The sequence below is a fragment of the Streptomyces mesophilus genome (genome assembly GCF_011044995.1).
Lineage (GTDB): Bacteria > Actinomycetota > Actinomycetes > Streptomycetales > Streptomycetaceae > Streptomyces > Streptomyces mesophilus.
The window spans coordinates 13,682-35,156 of record NZ_JAAKZW010000062.1; the positions used below are offsets into that span (position 1 = coordinate 13,682).

13 protein-coding genes are annotated in these 21,475 nt (G+C 72.4%); 7 read left to right on the forward strand and 6 right to left on the reverse strand.

The features are described from left to right. Positions 1-293 precede the first annotated feature (293 nt). The 3 genes from G6045_RS17045 to G6045_RS17055 are packed head-to-tail and all read left to right on the forward strand — an operon-like array spanning position 294 to position 5,229. A complete protein-coding gene (locus G6045_RS17045) occupies positions 294-1,661 on the forward strand; it encodes a glycosyltransferase (protein ID WP_165332818.1) in 1,368 nt (455 codons plus the stop codon). Beyond that, positions 1,658-3,823 (forward strand): glycosyltransferase family 4 protein, encoded by a 2,166-nt coding sequence (locus G6045_RS17050; RefSeq protein WP_165332819.1) that lies wholly within the window; start codon positions 1,658-1,660, stop codon positions 3,821-3,823. The genes G6045_RS17045 and G6045_RS17050 overlap by 4 nt, the downstream gene beginning before the upstream one ends. Then, positions 3,820-5,229 (forward strand): hypothetical protein, encoded by a 1,410-nt coding sequence (locus tag G6045_RS17055; RefSeq protein ID WP_165332820.1) that lies wholly within the window; start codon positions 3,820-3,822, stop codon positions 5,227-5,229. Before G6045_RS17050 ends, G6045_RS17055 begins: the two co-directional genes overlap by 4 nt. An 81-nt stretch (positions 5,230-5,310) precedes the next feature. On the opposite strand, the gene G6045_RS17060 is transcribed toward G6045_RS17055, so the two are convergent. The 3 genes from G6045_RS17060 to G6045_RS17070 form a co-directional block, all read right to left on the reverse strand. Further along, positions 5,311-6,363 (reverse strand): Gfo/Idh/MocA family protein, encoded by a 1,053-nt coding sequence (locus G6045_RS17060; RefSeq protein ID WP_165332821.1) that lies wholly within the window; start codon positions 6,361-6,363, stop codon positions 5,311-5,313. After that, positions 6,360-7,472: a DegT/DnrJ/EryC1/StrS family aminotransferase gene (locus G6045_RS17065; protein WP_165332822.1), complete on the reverse strand. Its 1,113-nt coding sequence runs from the start codon at positions 7,470-7,472 to the stop codon at positions 6,360-6,362. The genes G6045_RS17060 and G6045_RS17065 overlap by 4 nt, the downstream gene beginning before the upstream one ends. A gap of 166 nt (positions 7,473-7,638) precedes the next feature. Then, complete coding sequence (locus tag G6045_RS17070) at positions 7,639-9,711, reverse strand: bifunctional glycosyltransferase/CDP-glycerol:glycerophosphate glycerophosphotransferase (RefSeq protein ID WP_165332823.1); 2,073 nt, start codon at positions 9,709-9,711, stop codon at positions 7,639-7,641. 220 nt (positions 9,712-9,931) lie between these two features. Here G6045_RS17070 and G6045_RS17075 point away from each other — a divergent pair, with 220 nt between their 5' ends. Beyond that, the gene (locus G6045_RS17075; RefSeq protein WP_328707807.1) at positions 9,932-13,420 is read left to right on the forward strand and encodes a bifunctional glycosyltransferase/CDP-glycerol:glycerophosphate glycerophosphotransferase; all 3,489 of its coding nucleotides are present in this window, start codon (positions 9,932-9,934) and stop codon (positions 13,418-13,420) included. A 119-nt stretch (positions 13,421-13,539) separates the two neighbouring features. Continuing rightward, the gene (locus G6045_RS17080; protein WP_165332824.1) at positions 13,540-15,000 is read left to right on the forward strand and encodes a hypothetical protein; all 1,461 of its coding nucleotides are present in this window, start codon (positions 13,540-13,542) and stop codon (positions 14,998-15,000) included. Positions 15,001-15,026: 26 nt separating this feature from the next. Here the strand turns inward: G6045_RS17080 and G6045_RS17085 are convergent, their stop codons facing one another. Beyond that, positions 15,027-16,856 (reverse strand): glycosyltransferase family 39 protein, encoded by a 1,830-nt coding sequence (locus G6045_RS17085; RefSeq protein ID WP_235967972.1) that lies wholly within the window; start codon positions 16,854-16,856, stop codon positions 15,027-15,029. A 91-nt stretch (positions 16,857-16,947) separates the two neighbouring features. Here G6045_RS17085 and G6045_RS17090 point away from each other — a divergent pair, with 91 nt between their 5' ends. Beyond that, entirely contained in the window at positions 16,948-18,570 is a 1,623-nt protein-coding gene (locus tag G6045_RS17090) for a glycosyltransferase family 2 protein (protein WP_165332825.1), read from the forward strand. 96 nt (positions 18,571-18,666) lie between these two features. Here G6045_RS17090 and galE read toward each other — a convergent pair whose 3' ends face one another. Both galE and G6045_RS17100 read right to left on the reverse strand, forming a co-directional pair. Continuing rightward, a complete protein-coding gene (gene galE, locus G6045_RS17095) occupies positions 18,667-19,647 on the reverse strand; it encodes a UDP-glucose 4-epimerase GalE (RefSeq protein ID WP_165332826.1) in 981 nt (326 codons plus the stop codon). A gap of 90 nt (positions 19,648-19,737) precedes the next feature. Beyond that, positions 19,738-20,424, reverse strand: a complete 687-nt coding sequence (locus tag G6045_RS17100) for a TetR/AcrR family transcriptional regulator (RefSeq protein ID WP_206343826.1) — start codon at positions 20,422-20,424, stop codon at positions 19,738-19,740. Positions 20,425-20,525: 101 nt separating this feature from the next. On the opposite strand from G6045_RS17100, the gene G6045_RS17105 reads away from it, so the two are divergent. After that, the gene (locus G6045_RS17105) at positions 20,526-21,443 is read left to right on the forward strand and encodes an ABC transporter permease (RefSeq protein WP_165332828.1); all 918 of its coding nucleotides are present in this window, start codon (positions 20,526-20,528) and stop codon (positions 21,441-21,443) included. Positions 21,444-21,475: the final 32 nt, after the last annotated feature.

Below are 21,475 nucleotides of genomic sequence, written 5' to 3' on the forward strand. Positions count from 1 at the left end.
GCACATCGAGTTCATGCTCCCCGGGGAACGGCTCGACCCCCTCGTTCAGGAGGTCCACCATGCCCCTTGGCCGCGAACTGGACCGCCAGGGGGAGACCGATCTTGCCGAGGGCCACTACGCAGATACGCATGGGCAGTTACCTCCGATGGGGGTGCCGGGACCGAGCTTCAACGAGCACGGCCGAGGCGCGGCAACGCCGCATAGGGACAGATCACTCCGAGGCATCCCGTAAATGGGATGACCATGACGCTGAGCACTTGATCCATCACTCTGCGTGCTAGCGTGCGGCACCATGCCAGCACCACCGGACGGGCCGGGCCGTCGCCGTCATCTCCTCTATGTGGCCATCGGTTTTCCGCCCGCGGCCAAGAGCTCCACGTACCGCCTGCGCGAGACGGCCAATCAGATGTGCGCCGCGGGCTGGGACGTCACCGTCGTGACCATCGCCCGGGACTCCTGGGAGCTGGAGTCCGGGATCGACCCGAGCCTGCTCGACCGTGTCGATCCCCGGGTGGAGGTGATCGAACTCCCGTTGCGCCGGGCGGACTTGGAGACCGAGATCCGTCTCTTCCCCGAGGCGCGCGCCGCCGATCCCATGGGCTGGGTCAAGCAACTGCGGGAACGGAACAAGGAGTCCTTCCCCGAGGCTGCCTTCGGCGGCTGGCGGGCGGCGCTCGAGCGCGCGGTCCTCGGCCTGCACCGCGCACGCCCGGTCGATCTGACGCTGGTGACCTGCACCCCGTACGTGACGCTCTGTGCGGCGCGCGCGCTGTGGGAGAAGCACCGGGTTCCCTACGCCGTCGACTTCCGCGACGGATGGTCCGTCGACGTCGTGGGCAGCAGGACCGCGTTCGGCCCGGACAGCCCGGAGGGGCGCTGGGAGCGCGAGGTCCTCGACCAGGCGCTCTCCCTGTGGGTCGTCAACGACCCCATCGCCGAGCACTACCGCACGCGTTATCCGCACCTGGCCGACCGCGTGAAGGTGGTGCGCAACGGCTACGACGTGGACAGCGCGCCCGACGCGGCGGGCCGCGAGCCCTCCGGACTCCCGCTCACCTTCGGCTATCTCGGCCTCCTGAGCTCCCCCATCGGGCAGTTGCGTGCGCTGCTCGACGCCTGGCGCCTGGCCCGCTCGACCGAGCCGCTCCTCGCGGGCGCGCGCTTCGAGGTGCGGGGGCACGGCGGCTTCGGCGCCGACCGGGGCGGCGGCGCCAAGATCGAGCTGCTGCGCCGGTCCGAGGATGTCGGCGTGCACTTCGGCGGGCCCGTGAACAAGGCGGATGTGGCCGGCGTGTACGCCGGGTGGGACGCACTGGTCCTCCTCGTGCTCGGCGGTCGGTACATGACCTCCGGGAAGGTGTACGAGTACATGGCGGCCGGGCTGCCCATCGTCTCGGCCCACGCCGGCGACCACGACGCCTCCACTGTCCTGGAAGGGCACCCGCTGTGGACCGGGGCCTGCGGCCTCGACCGGCGCAAGCTCGCGGACGGGTTCGCGCACGCGGCCCGCCTGGCGGTCGGGTCCGGCCCCGCCGAGCGGCTCGCCGCGCAGGCCCACGCCCGGCCGTTCGAGCGCTCGGCACTGATGGCCGCGGGGGCGCAGGACCTCACCGCACGCATGGACCGCCAGACCCTGCTCACCGGAGTGCCGACCCCGTGACCGAGATTCTGCTGATCGCCTCGGCCCGTCCCGAACTCGCCGTGCTCACCGATGCGGTGGGCACCCTGACCTCACTGGGCGCGACCGTTCGCCTCGCGGCCGGCTTCGATCTGGGCGAGCACCGGGACGCCCTGGCGCGGACCGGCTGCGCATCTCTCCACCAGCTGCCGCGCACCTTCCACGGCCGTTCCTCCGTGGTCCGCCGCGAGGCCCTGCGGCTGGGCGCCGGCGAGCAGTTGTGGCTGCGCAGCGCGGGCGACAAGGACCTTCGCTCGCTCGCGCGCGACGCCCACGTACTCGTCGCCCTCGACGCCGACGCGGTGTATACGGTGTGGCGTCTTGCCCGGCGCCATCGCGGGGCGCATGCGGTGTTCGGGCTCGCTCCGGCCGTACGTGCGGTCCGCGCCGACGCGACGCCGCCCTCCGCCCTCACTCGCGTACGGCATGGGCTGCCGTCCCCCTCCGTACTCACCGGTGACCTGCGCCGGGGTATGCGCCGGCTGCCCGGCACGGTGGTCCGCGCGGCCACCGTCCGGCGCGTCCTGCGCACCTCCGCCGGCGCCCGCCTGTGGCGCTCCGTGGCGGCTCTGCCCGCGCTGCCGGACCGGGTGCGCGCGCCCCTCGCGCGGGAAGCCGCCGAAGGAATGCGCTGGGCGGGACGAGGCGGCGGGGCGGCGCTGACCCTGCTGGGCGCGGCCCGCCGGACGTCCGACGCCGAGCTGCGGGCCACGCTCCTGGAGGAGTCGGCACGGGCCGACATCGCCGCGGGACGCCCCCCGCTCGCCTTGACCGAAGCGGTCGGCGGCTGGCTGTCGCTGGCCGATGCGCGGCTTGGCGCGAACGACCGCAGGGAGGCGGCGACCGCGCTGCACCAGGCCCTGCCGCTGGTCTTCCACCGGGCCCTGCACATCGATCAGTTGACCACGCCGATGGCGCAGGACGCGGCGGCGTACACGCGTCCGCTGCTGGAGTCACAGACGCTGCGGACCGTGGCCGGCACCGCGCGCGGCCGGGCTGCCGCGGCCGCGCCCGCACCCACGGACCGGCCGCTGCGCCTGCTGGTCATGACACACGGCAACGCGAACTTTCTCCGCCTGGTGCTGAGTCACTACGAGGACCGCCCGGACGTGGAGCTGCGGTTCGTCGACACGATGCAGCACCCGGAGCTGCGGAGGCTGGCCAGGGCGCACTGGCGCGTCATCGCCGACCGGCTGGACGCCGCCACCTGGTACCGGGAGCGCCTGGAGCGCCTGCTGCGCCCCCATCTAAAGTGGGCCGACACCGTATTCTTCGACTGGTGCGAGGGCCCCGTAGCGATGCTGACGACCATCGACCCGGGCACGACGCGCGTCGTGGTCCGGCTGCACAGCTATGAGGCGTACACCCAGTGGCCGCTCCTTGTGGACTTCTCCCGCGTCGACGAGCTGCTCTTCATCGCCGATCACGTGCGTGACCTGTGCACCTCCTACGTGCCGCAGCTGTCCTCGGCGACCGCTCCCCGTATGCGCGTCGTGCACAACGCCACCGATCTGTCGTCGTTCGACCGCCCCAAGTCGGACGACGCCCGCTTCACGCTTGGTCTGGTCGGTCTCGGCCAGATCGCGAAGGATCCGCTGTGGGCGCTGGACGTCCTGGAGCGGGTCCGCGCGTACGACGAGCGGTACAGGCTGGTGCTCGTCGGCGATGTGGTCGATCCGGAGAAGAGCGGTGCGTCCCGGCAGTACCGCGACGCGCTGGAGCAGCGGCTCGCCCCTCTGGTGCGGGCGGGAGCCGTGGAGCGCAGAGGCCGGACGGACGACGTCGCCTCGGCACTCGTCGGCATCGGCGTGATCCTCAGCTCTTCCGTACGTGAAGGCTGCCATGTCGCCGTACTCGAAGGCGCGGCGAGTGGGGCCGTGCCTGTGGTGCGCGACTGGCCGTTCTACGCCGGCAAGGCGAACGGCGCCCGCACCACGTACCCGGAGGACTGGGTCGTCTCCGACCCCGAGGAGGCGGCCGGGCGCATTCTGCGGGTCACCTCCAGCGCCGACCGCTGGCGTGCGGAGGGCGCCGCGGCGTCCAAGCACGCCCTGTCCACCTGGGACTGGTCGGTCGTACGCAAGGACTTCGACGACGTGCTGCTGCACGGCGGACAGCCGCTGCCCGGCGCGGACCGGTCATGAAGGTGCTCGGCACGATCAGCGCCCACTCCCCGTTCGGCAAGCCGCGGACGGAGAGTGCGGGCCGTCGGCTCATGGTCCCCCTTCTCGTGCCGCTCCTGTTCCTCCTGCTGCAGCTGACCGGGGCCGCACCCCCGAACCTGTGGTCGGACACCACGCGCTACGCCCGCACCGCCGAGCAGCATCTCGGCGTCGACCGCGCCACCGCCCAGCGGGACGTCGAGGCGCAGTTGTGCGCGGCGCGAGCGGACGCGGCCGTCCGGCAGTCGCGCCTCGACCCCTTGCCGCCCGACCCCGAGGTGGTGCGCCAGACGCAGGAGCAGGCGTGCCTGCAGCGCTACGCGGGCGCCGACGACATCACCACCGACGACCCCCGCTACCAGGCGATCTTCGCCTCGCGGTGGGCCTACCCGTGGCTACTGGCGCCGTTCGTGGGGGTGTTCGGCCTCGGCGCCGGGCTGCGGGTGTGTGCGCTGTTCGTCGCCGCAGGATGCGTGCTCCTCACGTACGGGCTGCTGCGCGCGGCGGGTGCCGGACGCAAGGCGTCCATGGCGGGCCAAGTCGCTTTGGTGGCAACACCCTTGGGCTGGTGGGCGGTGCAGCCGCTCACGGAGGGGCCGGTCCTCGCGTGCGTCCTGGGCGCGCTGTGGGCGGCGGTGCGGCTGGTCCGCGGGCAGGGCACGCGGGCCGCGAACGCCGTGGCCCTCGCTCTGGCCATCGGCGGCTGCTTCCTCCTGCGCTATTCCAGTGCGCTGCTGATCGCCGGCGCGCTGGCTCTGGCCGCCGCCGTACTCGCGCTGACCCGGCGGCGGGCCGGCGCACGCCAACAGACCGGAGGCCGGCGAGAGGCCGACGCCCAGCGGGAGGCAGGCGCCCAGCGGGAGGCAGGCGCCCAGCGGGAGGCAGGCGCCCAGCGGGAGGCCGGCGCCTGGTGGGCGGCCGGGACCGCCGCCGCGGCGGCCGTGGCGGCTGCCGCCGTCATGGCGGCACTGCGGCTGCCGTCGGCCGAGATCACCTTGCAGGACACCTTCACGCTGCACTTCCGAAGGCCCCTGGTGGAGGATCCCTGGGCCCGGCTGTGGGACTTGAACCTGGCGCTGTGGCGGCACTGGTGGGGCGAGCAGGCGGCCCGTCCGTACTTCCTGGTCCTGACGGCGCTCGCCTGCTGGGCCTTCGTACGCCGGGCGCCCGCCCTGGGTCTCCTGGCCGTGGCGTGCGCCTGCGTCGGCGTCGCCCAGGTGGCCGGGCACCCCCTCCTGGCGGAGGCCGACCGGCTCGGCGCCCTCATGTGGCTGCCGGTCGTCCTGGGACTGCCGCTGCTGCCCGCGGCCTGGGCCGAGCGCGCGACGCCGCCTTCCGTACGGGTCCAGGAACAGCGGCGCGCGCCCGCCCCCATGAGTCTGCGCTGAGACCGGGAGCGATACGGAGGGCCGCGGCCGGGAGGGCCGCGGCCGCCCCCGTGCGGCACCGGAGGGCCGCTCCAGGCCCGCCTAGGCGAACGGCCGTGCCCCGGTGACTGTTTCCGGCGCGGGCCGCCGGGCCCCCGGCAGCCGCACCACTCCCCGCCCCCGCGCCGCCTCGAGGACCGCATCCGCGACCTCTACGGTGCGCAGCCCCTCCGCGAGCGTCACGATCCCCGTGCCGTCCTTGCCGTCCTTGCCGGCCACGGCGTCCCGGAACGTCTCGTGCTCCACGAGCAGCGGTTCCCGCTTGGGTGTCGCGAAGCGGATCATGTCGCCCTCGCTGACGCCGCGGAAGGCCGCGATGGCCTCCCATTCGGTGGCGACGGCGCCGTTGGCGTGGAAGGTCAGGTCCGCGGTGAGGGTGTCCGCGACGAAGCAGCCGCGCTCGCCCGTCACCGCGGTGAAGCGCTCCTTGAGCGGGCTGAGCCAGTTGACGAGATGGCTGACAAGGGTGCCGTCGGCGAGGTCTCCGGTGACCATCACCATGTCCTCGTGCGGCCGGCCCGACTTGGTGAGCGTACGGGCGGACACGCTGGTGTACGCCTGGCCGGTCACCCAGGCCGTGAGGTCGATGTCGTGCGTGGCCAGGTCCTTGACCACACCGACATCGGCGATGCGGTGCGGGAAGGGCCCCTGGCGACGGGTGACGACCTGGAACAGCTCACCGAGTTCACCGGCCTCCAGGCGCCGGCGAAGGCTCTGCAGCGCCGGGTTGAAGCGCTCGATATGGCCGACCCCGGCCACGAGACCGGCCCGCTCGAAGGCGTCGACGAGGCCGCGCGCCGCCTGCGGGCTGTGGGCGAGGGGCTTCTCGATCAGGGCGCACACGCCGTGCGCGGCGAGCGCGAGCCCCACCTCCTCGTGCAGGGCGGTAGGGCAGGCGACCACGGCGTAGTCGAGGCCGAGAGCGAGGAGCTCCGGCAGCGTCGCGACGACCTGCGCGCCCCGCGCCGCTCCGTGCGGATCGCCCGCCGGGTCCATGACGCCCACCAGATCCACACCGTCGAGACCGGCCAGGACGCGCGCGTGGTTGCGCCCCATCGCTCCGAGGCCGACGAGTCCGGCCCTGAGGGTGCTCATACGGTCGCCTCCGGCTTTGCCATGACCTCGTTCACGGCCTCGGCGATCCGCCGCAACTCCCCTTCCCCGACCCCGGGATGGACCGGCAGCGAGAGCACCGCCTCGCACGCCCGGTCCGTCTGGGGCAGCGGCGGGCGCGCGGGGTCGTCGTACGGGCGGAGGCGGTGGATCGGAGTCGGGTAGTAGACCGCGCAGCCGATGCCGCGCTCCTGCAGCCGCGCGGCCAGGGCGTCCCGGCGGCCGTCCGGCACCCCCACCGTGTACTGGTGGTAGACGTGCCGGGCGCCCTCCACGACCTGCGGCGTCCGTACGCCCTCCAGGAGCGCGTCCAGGGTCTTGGCGTTCACCCTGCGCCGCTCGGTCCACTCGGGAAGCCGCCCGAGCTGGACGCGCCCGATCGCGGCGGCCACATCCGTCATCCGCATGTTGGCGCCGACGATCTCGTTGGCGTAGCGCTGTTCCATGCCCTGGTTGCGCAACAGCCGCAAAGTGCGGGCGAGTTCGGCGTCGGCCGTGGTGATCATGCCGCCCTCCAGGGCGTGCATGTTCTTCGTCGGGTAGAAGCTGAAGGCTGCCGCGCGGCCGAAGCCTCCGACGGGCCGGCCGTGCAGCTGGGCGCCGTGGGCCTGGCAGGCGTCCTCGACGATGGCGAGGTCGTGGCGTGCGGCGAGCTTCACGATACGGTCCATCGCGGCCGGATGGCCGTAGAGATGGACCGGCATCACGGCCACGGTCCGCGGTCCGATCATGGCGGCCGCGGCATTCGGGTCCAGGCAGTACGTGACGGGGTCGATGTCCGCGAAGACGGGTTCGGCGCCCACCAGACGTACCGCGTTGGCGCTGGCCGCGAAGGAGAACGAGGGCACCACCACCTCGTCGCCGCGGCCGATACCGAGGGCCATCAGGCTCAACTGGAGCGCGGAGGTACCGGAGTTCACCGCGACACAGTGCAGCCCGCCGACGAGCTCCTCGCCGAACTCCGCCTCGAAGGCGGCTACTTCAGGCCCCTGGACCACCCGTCCGCTGCGCAGCACCCGTACGGCGGCTTCGATCTCGGCTTCGCCGATCACCGGCCGCGCGGCCGGGATGGCAGGGGCTGACCCGCTCATGGGATGGGCTCCGATTCGGCAGCTGGGAAAAGCTGGGGAGAGCTACGTGGACTGGCCAGCTCTCAACTGCCGCTGGACACCTAATGTTTTGACCTCTGCAAGGCGTTCCACCCCAAGTGATGATGCATACGATGAAACGACCCACCGGGGATGCGGCTCACGGAGCTCACACCCCGAACACCGCCCGCACCACCCGCTCCGAAGCCCGCCCGTCCTCGTAGGGGCAGAACCGCGCCCGGAACGCCTCCCGCAGCTTGGCCGTCTCCTCCGTGTCCCAGCCGCCGTCCCGCAGCAGCCCGATCAGCTCGTCCTCGGTCTGCGCCACCGCGCCCGGGGTCTCGCCCGCCGCACCGGAGAGCAGGTCGAAGTAGGTGCCGCGGGCCAGGCGGTAGGCCTGCCAGTCGGGGGCGTACGTGATGATCGGGCGGTTCAGGCACGCGTAGTCGAACATCAGGGACGAGTAGTCGGTGATCAGCGCGTCGGCCGCCAGGCACAGGTCCTCCACGCGGGGATGGCCCGTGACGTCGAGGATCTGCGGGTGATCGGCGAGCTCCGCCGAGGAGCCGTAGAAGTAGTGGGCGCGGACCAGGACGACGTAGGAGGGGCCGAGCGTCCGGACGAGCCGGAGCAGGTCGAGGCGGGGCAGGAAGCCCTTCTGGTAGTCGCGGTGGGTCGGCGCGTAGAGCAGGACCTTGCGGCCCGCCTCCACGCCGAGCGACGAGCGGATGCGCGCCACGTCGTGCCGGGTCGACGTGAAGTACACGTCGTTGCGCGGATATCCGAGCTCCAGGGCCTGGTACGCCGACGGGTAGACCCGCTCCCAGATCTCGGTGGAGTGCGGGTTGGCGGAGAGGCTGTAGTCCCACTGGTCGGTGTGGTCGAGGACCTTCTGGAAGCTGATGCCGTGCGTGCCCGCGGGGTAGCGGCGCTGGTCGAGGCCCATCTTCTTGAGGGGGGTGCCGTGGTGGGTCTGGAGGTAGACCTGGCCCGGGCGCTTCACGAAACCGCCGGGAAAGGACGCGTTGTTGATCAGATACGTGGCGCGGGCCATCGTCTGCCAGTAGCGGCGTGAGCCCTCGATCACATACGGGACGCCGGTGGGGACCTTGTCGCGGTGGCGGCTGCTGACCACCCAGACACCCTTGATGTGCGGGGCGAGTTCGCGGGCCTTGTCGTAGAGGGCGAGGGGATTGCAGGCCAGGCCCCGGTTCCAGTACGCGCTGTAGACGGCGAGGTGGGGGTCGAGGGCGCGGCGGCGGTCGGCGCGGTAGGCGAGCTTCATCACCCGCGCGCGCAGCCGCTTCTTGTGCCGCGCCATCGCCGAACGGGCCGCCCGCGCGCGCCCGTTGGCGGTACGGAGGGTTTCGAACGCGGTGTACGAGCCGGCGGCAAGCGCCCGCTGGGCGTCACCGGACGGTTCGTGGCCGGCCGGACGGTAGGTGCGGTGCAGCCGGGCGGCCGCGCGGAAGAAGTCGGCGCGGTCGGCGGGGCGGATCCGGCCCGGGTCGGCCAGGACGGTGAGCAAGTGGGCGACGGCGTACGGGAAGAGACGCGCGCCGGACGGTGAGCTCAGGAGCCGCTCGTAGCGGTCCGTGATCGCGAAGTGGGCGCGGCCCGGTGTGGTGGAGTGGCTGCCGCCCCGGCGCAGACGCCAGCGGACACAGACGCGGTCGAGCAGCCGCAGCCGGTCGCCGGCGAGCAGCGTCGCCCGGTGCACGGGGATCACGTCCTCATACGGGCCGTCGTCGAAGCGCAGCCCGTGGGTCAGCCAGAACGAGCGGCGGATCACCCGGTTCCACGCGGCCGGTGCCACCGCGAGCGGGTCGGCGCCGGTGGAGAGCCGGTCGCCGCCGGGCCGCACCGTCTCCCACCAGTCGACCCGGTCGTGCCCGAAGAGCAGGACGTCCGCCATCACGTCCAGGGAGTCGTCGATCGCGTCGAGGGCCCCGGGGAGCAGCAGATCGTCGCCGTCGAGGAAGAGCAGGAACTCGCCGTCCGCGTGCTCGGCACCCGCGTTGCGGGCGGCGCCGGTGCCGCTGTGCCGTTCGAGGCGGACGAGACGGACGCGTGGATCACGTTCCGCATACTCCGCGGCGATCGCGGCCGAGGCGTCCGGCGAGCAGTCGTCGACGACGATCAGTTCGAACGCGCGAAAGGACTGCGCGAGGACGGATTCCAGGCATTCACGCAGGTAGCCCTGGACTCGATAGGCGGGTACGACAACAGAGAAGCGGGCCATACCTCACGAAGGTAGTCACGTGTGCGGGCGCTGTCGAAGACATCGCAGGCCGTTGCGGGAAGGTTCCGCTTGGGAAGTTGGCGGCTGCGGTGTGCCTAATACGGCAATAGACCTCGCTCAGGTCACTCGTTCCAGGTAATGAGCGACAGGAGGTTGACGAAAGCGGGCAAACAGGGCGGACGGCACCGCCGGTCTCGCTCTGCGCAGAAAGGTCCGCCCCGTGCAGCACACGCCCGCCTCGTCCCTGCCCCGTCTCACCGTCGTCGTCCCCGTCTACAACGTCCAGGACTACCTCGAGGACTGCCTGCGTTCGATCGCCGGCCAGACCCTCAAGAGCCTCGACGTCGTGCTCGTCGACGACGGCTCCACCGACGACAGCCCGCGGATCGCGCGCGCCTTCGCCGCCCGCGATCCGCGCTTCAGGTATGTCCGGCAGGAGAACGCGGGGCTGAGCGCCGCCCGCAACACCGGGGTGCGTCAGGCGGATCCCAGGCGTGAGTTCCTGACCTTCGTGGACAGCGACGACATCGTGCCGCACGACGCGTACGAGCGGATGGTCGCCAGCCTGGACGCCTCGGGCTCGGACTTCGTCAGCGGAAACGTATGGCGGCTGAACGAGCGCGGCCGGCAGCAGGCATGGCAGTACAAGTGGCTGACGAAGGACCGCACCCGCACCCACATCACCCGCGACCCCGAGCTGCTCGCGGACCGGGTGGCCTGGAACAAGGTGTTCCGGCGCGCGTTCTGGGACGCGCACGAGTTCAGCTTCCCCGAGGGCCGGCTCTACGAGGACACCCCGGTGATGATCCCGGCGCACTTCCTCGCGGGGTCCGTCGACGTGCTGAGCGACCACGTCTACTACTGGCGGGTGCGCGAGGGTTCGATCACCCGGCGGCGTACCGAGGTCAAGGGCGTACGCGACCGGATCGCGGCGTGCGACAGCGTGAGCCGCTTCCTGGGCGAGCGTTTCCCCCAGCACAAGCGGACATACGACCTGTCGTGCCTGCGCGACGACTTCATCTACTTCCTGGAGGGCCTGCCGATGGGCGGGCCCGAGTACCGGGCGGCCTTCCTCGAGGACACCGCCGCCTTCCTCGCCCGCGCCGACTCCTCGCTCACCCGTGAACTGCCGGTCGACCTGCGGATCAAGTGGCAGCTGCTACGGGAGGGGCGCACCGCCGAACTGATCGAGCTCCTCTCGTACGAGCAGCGCAACAAGACCGCCTTCGAGGTACGCGGGGGCCTGCGCAAGCGAGCCGTCTACCCGGGCATCGAAAGCGTGCCCAGGCGCCTGTCCGGCCTGCGGAAGGGCGAACTGCCCGTCGTGGCACGGGTGAACGAGGCCCGCTGGGACGAGGACGGAAAGCTGCGGATCAGCGGATACGCGTATGTCCGCAACCTCGAAGCCACCCGCCCCGGACAGTCGGTCAAGGCCGGTCTGCTGAAGTCCGCGCACAGCCGAGGCCAGTTCCGCCGGGTGGCGACGCGGACCGTCCCGCGGCCGGAGGCGACCGTCAACTCGGCCCAGCAGCTGCACTGTTACGACTACTCCGGCTTCGAGATGACCATCGACCCCGAGCAGCTGAAGACGGGCGGCCGCTGGCGCCCCGGCAACTGGCTGCTCGGCGTGGTCGTCGCCGGCCACGGCGTGGTGCGCCGGGCGGCCGTGCGCGCCCTGGACGGCGCGTCCGCGCAGTCCGTCGTACGGGAACTCGGCGACGGCATGCGTCTCGTGCTCGGCTACTCACAGGGGCGCCTGGTGCTGCGCGTCCAGGAGTACGCGGCCCGGGTCGAGAGCCATGAGCGCGACGGCGACGACCTGGTGCTGCGCGGCCGGCTGCGCGGGACCCCGCGGCCCGAGCAGCTGCGCCTGACGCACAAGGAGCACACGTACGACTACCCGCTGGCCCGCGCCGGTGACGAGTTCACGGTGCGGGTGCCGCTGATGGACCTGGAGCAGGTGCCGCCCACACCGCATCGCGCACCCAAGGAGGTCGAACCGCAGCACGGCGACCGCTGGAGCGCCAACCTCGTCCTGCCCGGCGGCGCCCTCAAGTCCCTTGCGGCGAGCGCCGATCTGCCGCCCGGACGCCATGCCACCGGCCGCGCCCGCTACGCCGTGGGGCGCGAGCTGTGCGCCACCGCCAACGACAACGGGCAGCTGGTCGTCGAGCTGACCCGGCAGCCCGTCGCCGATCTGGCGCACTGGCCCGACGAGGGCGTCCTGGTCATCGAGGGCACCGCCGCACAGGACAGCTGGGGACCCGCCGAACTCATCCTGCGGCACAGCACCGACCTCACCGAGGTGGCCGTCCCCCTGGAGCGCTCGGCGGGACGCTTCCGCGCCCGGCTCGTACCGGCCACCGCGCACGGCGGTCTGCCGCTGCCCGAGGGCCGCTGGTATCTGTTCCTGCGCGAGAAGCACGAGGCGGGCGACGGGGTGCCGGTGCGTGTCCTCGCCTCGCTCGGCGCCGCGCTGCCGGCCGCCCGGGAGTGCGACGGCCGTGAGTTCAGCATCGGACGGCGCTTCGGCGACCGGCTGCTCATCGACTCAGGACCGGCCCTCGCGGCCACCGAACGCGGCGCCTACAGCCAGGCCCGGCTGCGCACCCGGCACTACCCGGTGCAGCGCGCCCTGCCGCTGCGCGACACCGTCCTCTACCTGGACGGCGAGTCACCGCGCGCGGTCCACGAGGAACTCCTCGTCCGCGGCGCCGAGTCGGAACACCTGTGGGTCACGCGCGACCAGCAGACCAAGGTCCCGCCGACCGCCCGCGGCATCGCCGAGGGCAGCCGCGAGTGGTACGAGGCCCTGGCCCGCGCCCGCGTGATCGTCACCTCCGGGCACCTGCCCGACTGGTTCGAGCGCCGCGAGGGCCAGCGAGTCGTCCAGACCTGGCACGGCACCCCGCTCAAGCGCGTCGGCCTCGACCTCACCGACACCCTCTACGCCGACCACTCCCACCTCGACGCCCTGCCCCGCCTGTCCGCCCAGTGGAGCGTCCTGGTCTCCCCCAGCCGGCACGCCTCGTCGGTACTGCCGCGCGCGCTCTCGTACGAGGGCGATGTCCTGGACGCCGGATCGCCGCGCAACGACGTCCTGTTCGCCGAGGACCGCGGGAAGATCGCCGACCGGGTGCGCGCGGAGCTGGGCCTGTCCCCGGAGGACGACCGCAGGGTCGTCCTGTACGCCCCCACGTACCGCGACCACCTCGCCCACACAGCGGGCCGCTTCCGCTACGAACCGGCCCTGGACTTCCCGGCCCTGGAGCGTGCGCTCGGCGACGACCACGTCCTCCTGGTACGCCGCCACCCGCTCGCCGCGGGCCGGCTCCCGGGCGCGAACGCCCCCTTCGCACGCGACGTGACCACCCACCCGAACGCGGCCGAACTCCTCCTGATCGCCGATGTGTTGATCACCGACTACTCGTCGCTGATGTTCGACTTCGCGCACACCGGCCGCCCGATGCTCTTCCACACCTACGACCTGGAGCACTACCGCGACACGGTGCGCGGCTTCACCCTCGACTTCGAGGCGGCCGCACCCGGCCCGCTGCTCACCTCCACCGGCGAGATGGTCGAGGCGCTGCGCGATCTGGACACGACGGCCGCGCGGCATGCGGACGCCTACGCCGCGTTCCGGCAGGCGTACGGGGACCTGGACGACGGGCGGGCGGCGGCACGGGTCGCGGACTGGATCTTGGCGTGAGCCGGACGGACCCTGCGCTCCCCGTGAGCCGGACAGACCCCTCCCGCCCGGGGGCCGAGCCCTGTCCAGGCTATCGGCGCCCACTGACAGTCGGCCTCGCCCGCGGTGCGACCGCCGTCATGGGCGGGCGCCGTTCGCTGCGCCCGAGCCCGTATCTGGTCTTCGGGACGCTGTTCTGGGTGCTGATGTCGGCGGCCGCCTGGCGGGTGCCGATCTGCTGCGACTTCGGACAGCACGCGGCCGTGGTCGAACGGCTCAGGGCCGATCTGTTCAACCCCGCGCACCCGATGGCCGCGGCGCCCGGCGACGGCAGCGCGTACTACTCCCCGTACGCTGTCCTGCAGGGCCTGTTCGCCAAGGTGACCGGGCTCGCGGGCTGGCAGGTCGTGAAGCTCTCCGGGCCGGTCAACCTCCTGGTGCTGCTCACCGGACTCGGCCGCTTCGTGAAGACGCTGACCCCCAACCGCTGGGCTCCGCTGCTCGCCCTGGTCTGCATGGTGCTGCTCTGGGGCACCAAGATGGCCTGGTGGAGCGGGTACTTGGGCCTGATGTCGATGACCGGCCATCTGCCGTTTCCGTCGACCTTCGCGATCGGTCTGACCTTCTGGGCCTGGGCGTTGACGGCCCGGCTCGCGCGCGACGGCGGTTCGCCGCTCTCGTACGCGGGGCTCGGCGCCCTGTGCGGCCTGATCCTGCTGGTCCACCCCGTCTCCGCTACGGCGGCGGCCATCGGCGTGGCCGCGTTGGTCCTTGGCCGGGCCCGGCGGATCGCGCCTGGGTGGGCTCTTACCGTGGCCGTTGCGGGACTGCTCGTCCTGGCCTGGCCCTACTACTCGGTCTTCTCGCTCGCGGGCGACAGCAGCATGGACGCCATGCACCGCAAGCTCTACACGGCGTTGCCGGAACGCCTCTGGCTGGCGCTGCCCGGGCTTTTCGCCCTGGCGGCCAGATGGCGGCGGGACCGGCGCGACCCGCTGGTGCTGATGTTCGTCCTCGGTGGGCTCACCGTCGCGTACGGCTGGGTCTCCGGGCACTACATCTACGGACGGGTCATCCAGCTGACCATGATGTCGCTGCAGTTCGCCCTGGCCATCGAACTCACCGGGCCGCGGCCCTGGACGTGGGGACGACGGGTGCTCGCCGCGGCCTGCGGTGCGGGGATCGCGCTCAGCTTCTTCTCGGTCCAGGCGGGCGCGGTGGTCCCCCGCGCCCTGGATCCGGTGGGCTTCGACCAGCCGCCGCGCTGGCCCTCGTACTCCTGGGCCGCGCGGCACATCGCACCGGGCGAGGTGGTGCTGACCGACAGCAGCCAGGCCTTGCGCTCGCTGCCCGGCTACGGTCCGAACCTCGTGGCGCCCCCTTGGCCGGACTCCTCCATGGCGGAGACGGACCGCGCCCGGCGGAAGGAGGAGGTGGCGCGTTATCTGACGCCCGGCTCCACTCCTGCCGAACGGGCCGCGATCGTCCAGCGGTACGGCGTGCGCTGGCTGCTGCTCACCCCCGAGCAGCGGATGCCACGGGAGGCGGTCGTCGTGGCGTGGGGGCCGCGGACCGGCGAGGTGCTGGCGCGGGTGCGCTGAGCGGGCGGGCGGTAGGGGGTGGGCGCTCAGCCTGTTCCGTGCGGGTGCAGCGGCGGCAGCTCCAGCCGTTCACGGGCACCCGGCGCACCTCCTGAGCCCTGCGGCGCACCCGAACCGGGCGGCCCCGCCCAGCCCGTGGCGCCTTGGTCCCGCTCGCGCGCCCTGTTCCTGTCGTGCACCTCCAGGACCGGATCCACCACGGGCACCGGCTTGCCCGCCGGCCAGTCCACGGGGCGCTCCGGCGCTCGCCGCACGTACATCCGCAGCACTCCGCTGCGCTCCTTGAACTCGCCGCGCAGGACGAACTGCTCGTTGACCACCGACAGTTTCGCGGCCTCCGTCGCCGAGCGCGGGTTCCAGGACGCGGCGGTCACGCGCGGTTCGGCGAGCACCCAGACGCGGTCGAGGTTCGCCAGCCGGCGCCTCAGTTCGATCGGACCGGTCTCCGTGCCGTAGAGCGTCCCGGACGCGGCCGGTGCGGTCCGCAGCGCGAGGTCCTGCGTACCGGCGAAGCCCGCCGGGTACGTCAGCGCGACGCGCCGGCTCTCGGACGGCAGGAACAACACCGGGTCGCCGGGCCCCAGTTCCCGTGCCGCCACCCGCGCGACCGCGGCCAGGTCGTCCGGCCGGCCGGCCGCCGAGGCGTTGACCCGGTGCTCGGGCAGCTGCCACAGGCAGGCCGCGGCGATCGCCGCCACGCCGGTCAGCGCGGCCGCGGCGCGGTGCGGCGGCTGCCCGGCCTGCAGCAGTCCCCGGACCACGGCGGCGCAGCGCTCACCGCCCGCCGCCGCAAGGAGCGGCACCCCGGCGAGCGCGAACAGGACGTATCGGCGGTGGTAGAGGGGCGTTGTCTGGGCGACGGCGAGCAGCAGGGCCGGCGGCACCAGGGTCAGCGGCAGTGCCAGGGCGCCGAGCGAGATCCTGCCCCGGCGCGGCAGCGGCGCGTTCAGGGCGGCACAGATCAGGAGCAGGACGACGGTGACGACCAGCGGGGACGGTCCCGCGAAGGTCCGCAGCAGTTCCTCGACGCTGTCGATGCCGGGCGCCTCCAGCCAGGCCACCTGCCCGCTCTGCCCGGCCGTCAGGCTGATCAGCGGCAGCAGCGCGGTGAGCGCGGCCGCGGCGGCGACCGTCCAGGCCCGCCACAGGGTGCCGTCGATCCGCCGCCAGGACACCACCAGGGTGACGGCGTGCGCGGCGAGCAGCAGGGCCGCGAACTCGTGGAGATACGCGGTGCAGCCGACGACCGCGCCGTAACGGCACCAGTCGCGGGTGCGGCCGAGTTCCACCGCGCGCAGGAGCAGGAGCGTCGCCGCCGCGGCCCCCGCGCACACCAGCGCGTACGAGCGGCCCTCCGTCGCGAAGAGCCCGGTGGCCGGCGTCACCGCGTACAGCAGACCGGCCCAGAGCCCCACGCGCGCCCGCGCCAGACGGGTGCCGATCATGGCGACGAGGCCCGCGGTGACAGCGGCCGCGAGCACCGACGGCAGCCGCAGCATCACCTCGCCCGGGTGCACCTGGAGCACGAAGTGCATCAGCACGTAGTAGACGCCGTGCACCGCGTCGGCCGAGCCGCTCAGCTGCGAGATCTCGGGCAGCGAACGCCGTGCCACCTGGAACGTGGCGCTCTCGTCCCGCCACATCGACCCCCGGTCGAGCCCCCACAGGCCGACCGCGAGCGCCGTGAGCGCCGGCACCGTCGCGGCGGTGACGGCCGGTCGGACCAGCAGCAGCCGGGCCAGGGTGCGCAGATGCCCGGACGGCACGGCGGCCCTGGCCGGGGCCGTGGCCGGGTACGCGCGGTGCGCGGAGGCGGTCGGGGTGCCGGTGAACGCGGAGGCCTGCGTGCGGTACATGGAGTGGAGTTTGTGCGATTAACTGTCGATTGCAGCGTATTGACGCCTCCTTTAATCGGATAATTCAGGCATACGGCTAACATTTCCCTTCATGGAATGCCTGCCGTCTCCCGAGCCCCAGGTCTGCGTCGTGGTCATCGGCTACAACGACTCGGCCCATGTGGCCGACGCGGTGCGCTCCGCCCTCGCCCAGGGCGCCGCCGTACGCGAGGTGATCGCCGTCGACGACTGCTCGGTCGACGACAGCCGCGAGGTGTTGCAGCGCCTCGCCGCCACCGAGCCCCGGCTCAAGGTGATCGCCCGCGCCACGAACAGCGGCGGCTGCGGCACCCCGCGCAATGACGGCATCGACGCCTGTACGTCCCCGTATGTGATGTTCCTGGACAGCGACGACGTGCTGCCGCCGGGCGCCGTGGACGCGCTGCTCACGGCCGCGACCGAGCACGGCACCCAGGTCGCGGCCGGTCTGTGTCTGCGCCGGGAGCTGCCGTCGGGCCGCGAGGTGCCCTGGGAGCCCGAGCTGTACGACACCCCGGCGATCGTCGAGCACCCCGGTCGGCGGCCGCGTCTGGTGCACGACACCCTCTGCGTCAACAAGCTCTACCGCACGGACTTCCTGCGCACCCACGGCATCCGTTTCCCGGACGGCCGCTACGTCTACGAGGACTTCGTGTTCAGCGCGCGGGTGCTCGCTGCCGCGCCGAGGATCGCGCTGATCTCCAACCCCGTCTACATCTGGCACGTACGCCGCTCGGCCACCAAGCTGTCGATCTCCCTCGACCGCGCGGGGATCGCCAACTGGCAGGCTCGGATGGACGCGCACCGCGAGGCCGTCGACATCCTCACCGACGCCGGTGAGAAGAAGCTGGCGCGGGCGGCGCGCGCCAAGTTCCTCGAGCGCGGCCTGCGGATGTACACGCGCGAGCTCGACCAGCGCACACCGGAGTACCGCGCCGAGTGGTGGCGGCTCACGCGCGCCTATCTCGCCACGTTCGACGAGGCCGATGTGGAGCACGCACCGGCCCCCGGCCGGGTGATCGCCCGCGTGATCCTGGCCTCGCCGGAGCCGGTGGACCTGCCGCGCCTCCAGCAGGTCGCGGCCCGCCCGGCGCGCCTGGTGCCGCCGTACGTGCGCGGGGCGGACGGCACTCCGGTGTGGTCCGAGCAGCTGCCGCAGGTGAGCCTGGAGCATCTGCTCGTCCGGCCGATGCGGCTGCTCCCGCTCACCGTCGACGCGAGTCTGCTGCCGCGGGCGCGCAGCTCGGTGCTCACGCTCAGGCTGTACGAGTTGTACGGGCGCGTCGCCGGGTCCGTACCCACGACCGTGGACGTCGAACTGCGGGACCGGGCACGGGTCGCGAGCGGGATGCGGCGGACGGCCGCCTGGCGTGCGGACGCGGATCCGGTCGCCCCGGACGGGAGTTGGACCGCCGAGGTGCTGCTCGATCTCGGTGCGCTCGACCCGACGGCTTGCGTGTGGGATCTGCGCCTGCGGGTGCGGTTCGCGGACGGCACGTATCGCGAGACCGCGGCGCGTGCCGTGGCGGGGCCCGGGGTGCTGCGGCGGACCGCGGTGCGCGATCTGCGGCGGGGGGTGCGCCTGGTGCAGCCGTACGCCACGAACGCCGGGAACCTCGCGGTGCGGGTCGCGCCCGGGGTGCGCGGGGTGGCGCAGGTGGTGCGGCGGCGGGTGCGGCGGGCGCTCAGCCGGTAGCGCGACGGGGCCGCCGCCCTTGCGGACGACGGCCCCTTCGGTGCCGTACGGGAAGGTCCCGGAGTGTCGCGTGCCTGAAGTCCCGCACAGGGAGCGCTAGTTGCGCGCGGCCTCCGGGTGCAGGCGCACCCAGCCCGCCCACGCCGACGTGATCATGTCGCGGACGTCGTGGCGGGCCTCCCAGCCGAGCTCGCCGGCGATGCGGTCGGCCGAGGCGACCACGCGGGCCGGGTCGCCGGGGCGGCGGGGGGCGACCTCGGGCTCGACGCCGTAGCCGGTGACCTCGTTGATCAGGTCGATGAGCTCGCGCACCGAAACACCCTCGCCGCGGCCGATGTTGACCGTCAGGTCGTCGCCCGGCGCGGTGGCCAGCTTGCGGGCGGCGGCCACATGCGCGTCGGCCAGGTCGGCGACGTGGATGTAGTCGCGTACGCAGGTGCCGTCGGGCGTCGGGTAGTCGGCGCCGAAGATCCGTGGGGCAGCGCCCTCGGTGAGCTTCTCGAAGACCATCGGGACGATGTTGAAGACACCGGTGTCGGCGAGTTCGGGGCTCGCCGAGCCCGCGACGTTGAAGTACCGCAGGGACGCGGTCGCGAAGCCGTGCGCGCGGCCGGCCGCGCGGACCAGCCACTCGCCGGCCAGCTTGGTCTCGCCGTACGGGTTCATCGGCAGACAGGGGGTGTCCTCGGTGACGAGGTCGACGTCGGGCATGCCGTAGACGGCCGCCGACGAGGAGAAGACGAAGGAGCGCACTCCGCCGGCGGCTACGGCCGCGAGCAGGACGCGCAGGCCCTCGATGTTCTGGTGGTAGTAGTGCAGCGGCAGTTCGACGGACTCGCCGACCTGCTTCTTGGCCGCCAGGTGGACGACACCGGTGATGCCGTGTTCGGCGATCGCCTTGTCCAGCGCGGCACGGTCGAGCACCGTGCCCTCGACGAACGCGACGCCCTCGGGCACCCGCTCGGCGATCCCCGTCGACAGGTCGTCGAAGACGACCGCCTGCTCGCCGGCCGCGAGCAGGGCACGCACGACGTGCGCTCCGATGTAACCGGCGCCGCCGGTGATCAGCCAGGTCATGGTCACCCTGTTTCCGTAACGGTTTGTTCCAGTTTGTTCGACGCTTGGCGTGCGCTTGGGGTTCCGGCGGCGTTCCGCGGGTTCCGGGCGTTACCCCTTCGGCGGGCCCTGTATCGCCCGCAGTCCCGCCGCGGTGGCTGCGGTGAGCTGGTCCAGGTAGCCCTTCGGCAGGGGGGAGCGCGTCACCACCGAGCGCCAGTACAGCGGACCCGAGATCAGGTCGAGCGCGATCTCGTCGTCGACGCCCGCGTCCAGCTCGCCGCGGGAGACCGCGGCCTGGACGATCCCGCTGGCCACCGAGTGCTGGCCTTCGCGCAGCGCCTTCTCCAGGGCCTCGCGGATCTCCGGATTACGGGCCGCCTCGGCCTGCAGGTCCGGGATGATCTGGCCGGCCACGGGGTGCCGCAGGGCGCGCGAGGTGACCTCGTACAGCAGCCGGAGATCGCCTTCGAGGGTGCCGGTGTCGGGGGCGGGCAGGCCCTGGACGGCGACCGCCGAGACCAGGTCGAGCACGAGGTGCAGCTTGGAGCGCCAGCGGCGGTAGACGGCGGTCTTGCCGACGCCCGCGCGGCGCGCGACGCCCTCGATCGACATCCGGCCGTAGCCGACCGCGGCGAGCTCCCCGAAGACCGCCGCCCGAATGGCTTCGGTCACATCCTCGCGCAGCACCGCGGCGCCGGCCGGAGCCCGGCGGCGGGCGGGCTTGGCCGCTTCACCTCTGGGCGCGGAGGGGGCCGGGTCGGGTGCGGAGGTCGAGGACGTCATGGCCCCCAGCATACGGCCGTGACGACGGAACGGTTGCGTTGCGACGTCGATCCGTCCTACGCTCCACGAAGCGACGATACGGGTCCGTCCCGACGTAAAAGCGAGGTAAGTCAGTGAGTCAAGTGCTCGAGGCGCCGCCGAAACACCCGGCACCGGCCCCGACCCCGTCCGCACAGGAGCTCGCCGCGCGGTACGGGCTCGCCGTGAGCAACGCCCGCCCCTCACTGGGCCGTTACGCCGGCCAGCTATGGCAGCGCCGGCACTTCATCACCGCGTTCGCCACGGCCAAGCTGACGACGCAGTACAGCCAGGCGAAGCTCGGTCAGCTGTGGCAGGTGATGACCCCGCTGCTCAACGCGGCGGTCTACTACCTCATCTTCGGCGTCCTGATGAACGTCAAGCGCGGCGTCCCGGACTACATCCCGTTCCTGGTCACCGGCGTCTTCGTGTTCACCTTCACGCAGTCGTCGATCATGGCGGGCACCCGGGCCGTCGCCGGCAATCTGGGGCTCGTACGGGCGCTGCACTTCCCGCGGGCCGCGCTGCCGATCTCGTTCTGTCTGCAGCAGCTCCAGCAGCTGCTGTTCTCGATGATCGCCCTGGTCGCGATCGTCCTCGGCTTCGGACTGCCGCTCACACCCAAGTGGCTGCTCGTGATCCCGGCCCTGGTGCTGCAGTTCGCCTTCAACGCGGGCCTCGCGATGATCGTGGCGCGGCTGTGCGCCAAGACCCCCGACATCGGTCAGCTGATGCCGTTCGTGCTGCGCACCTGGATGTACCTGTCCGGCGTGATGTTCTCGCTGCAGCAGGTCACCAAGGGCAAGAGCGTCCCGCACGCGGTCCACTTCGCGCTCGAGCACAACCCGGCCGCCGTCTTCATCGACCTGATCCGGTACGCCCTGATCGACAGCTTCCACAGCAATCAGCTCCCGCACCACGTCTGGGCCTGGGCCCTGGGCTGGGCCCTGCTCGCGGGCGTCGGCGGGTTCATCTACTTCTGGAAGGCAGAGGAGACCTACGGCCGTGGCTGACACTCTGATCACCCCCTTGGTGAACCCGAACC

Coding starts and splice junctions, on each gene's coding strand:
- G6045_RS17045 (WP_165332818.1), top strand. CDS start 294: ATGCCAGCACCACCGGACGGGCCGGGCCGTCGCCGTCATCTCCTCTAT.
- G6045_RS17055 (WP_165332820.1), top strand. CDS start 3,820: ATGAAGGTGCTCGGCACGATCAGCGCCCACTCCCCGTTCGGCAAGCCG.
- G6045_RS17060 (WP_165332821.1), bottom strand. CDS start 6,363: ATGAGCACCCTCAGGGCCGGACTCGTCGGCCTCGGAGCGATGGGGCGC.
- G6045_RS17065 (WP_165332822.1), bottom strand. CDS start 7,472: ATGAGCGGGTCAGCCCCTGCCATCCCGGCCGCGCGGCCGGTGATCGGC.
- G6045_RS17070 (WP_165332823.1), bottom strand. CDS start 9,711: ATGGCCCGCTTCTCTGTTGTCGTACCCGCCTATCGAGTCCAGGGCTAC.
- G6045_RS17080 (WP_165332824.1), top strand. CDS start 13,540: ATGGGCGGGCGCCGTTCGCTGCGCCCGAGCCCGTATCTGGTCTTCGGG.
- G6045_RS17085 (WP_235967972.1), bottom strand. CDS start 16,856: ATGTACCGCACGCAGGCCTCCGCGTTCACCGGCACCCCGACCGCCTCC.
- G6045_RS17090 (WP_165332825.1), top strand. CDS start 16,948: ATGGAATGCCTGCCGTCTCCCGAGCCCCAGGTCTGCGTCGTGGTCATC.
- galE (WP_165332826.1), bottom strand. CDS start 19,647: ATGACCTGGCTGATCACCGGCGGCGCCGGTTACATCGGAGCGCACGTC.
- G6045_RS17100 (WP_206343826.1), bottom strand. CDS start 20,424: ATGCTGGGGGCCATGACGTCCTCGACCTCCGCACCCGACCCGGCCCCC.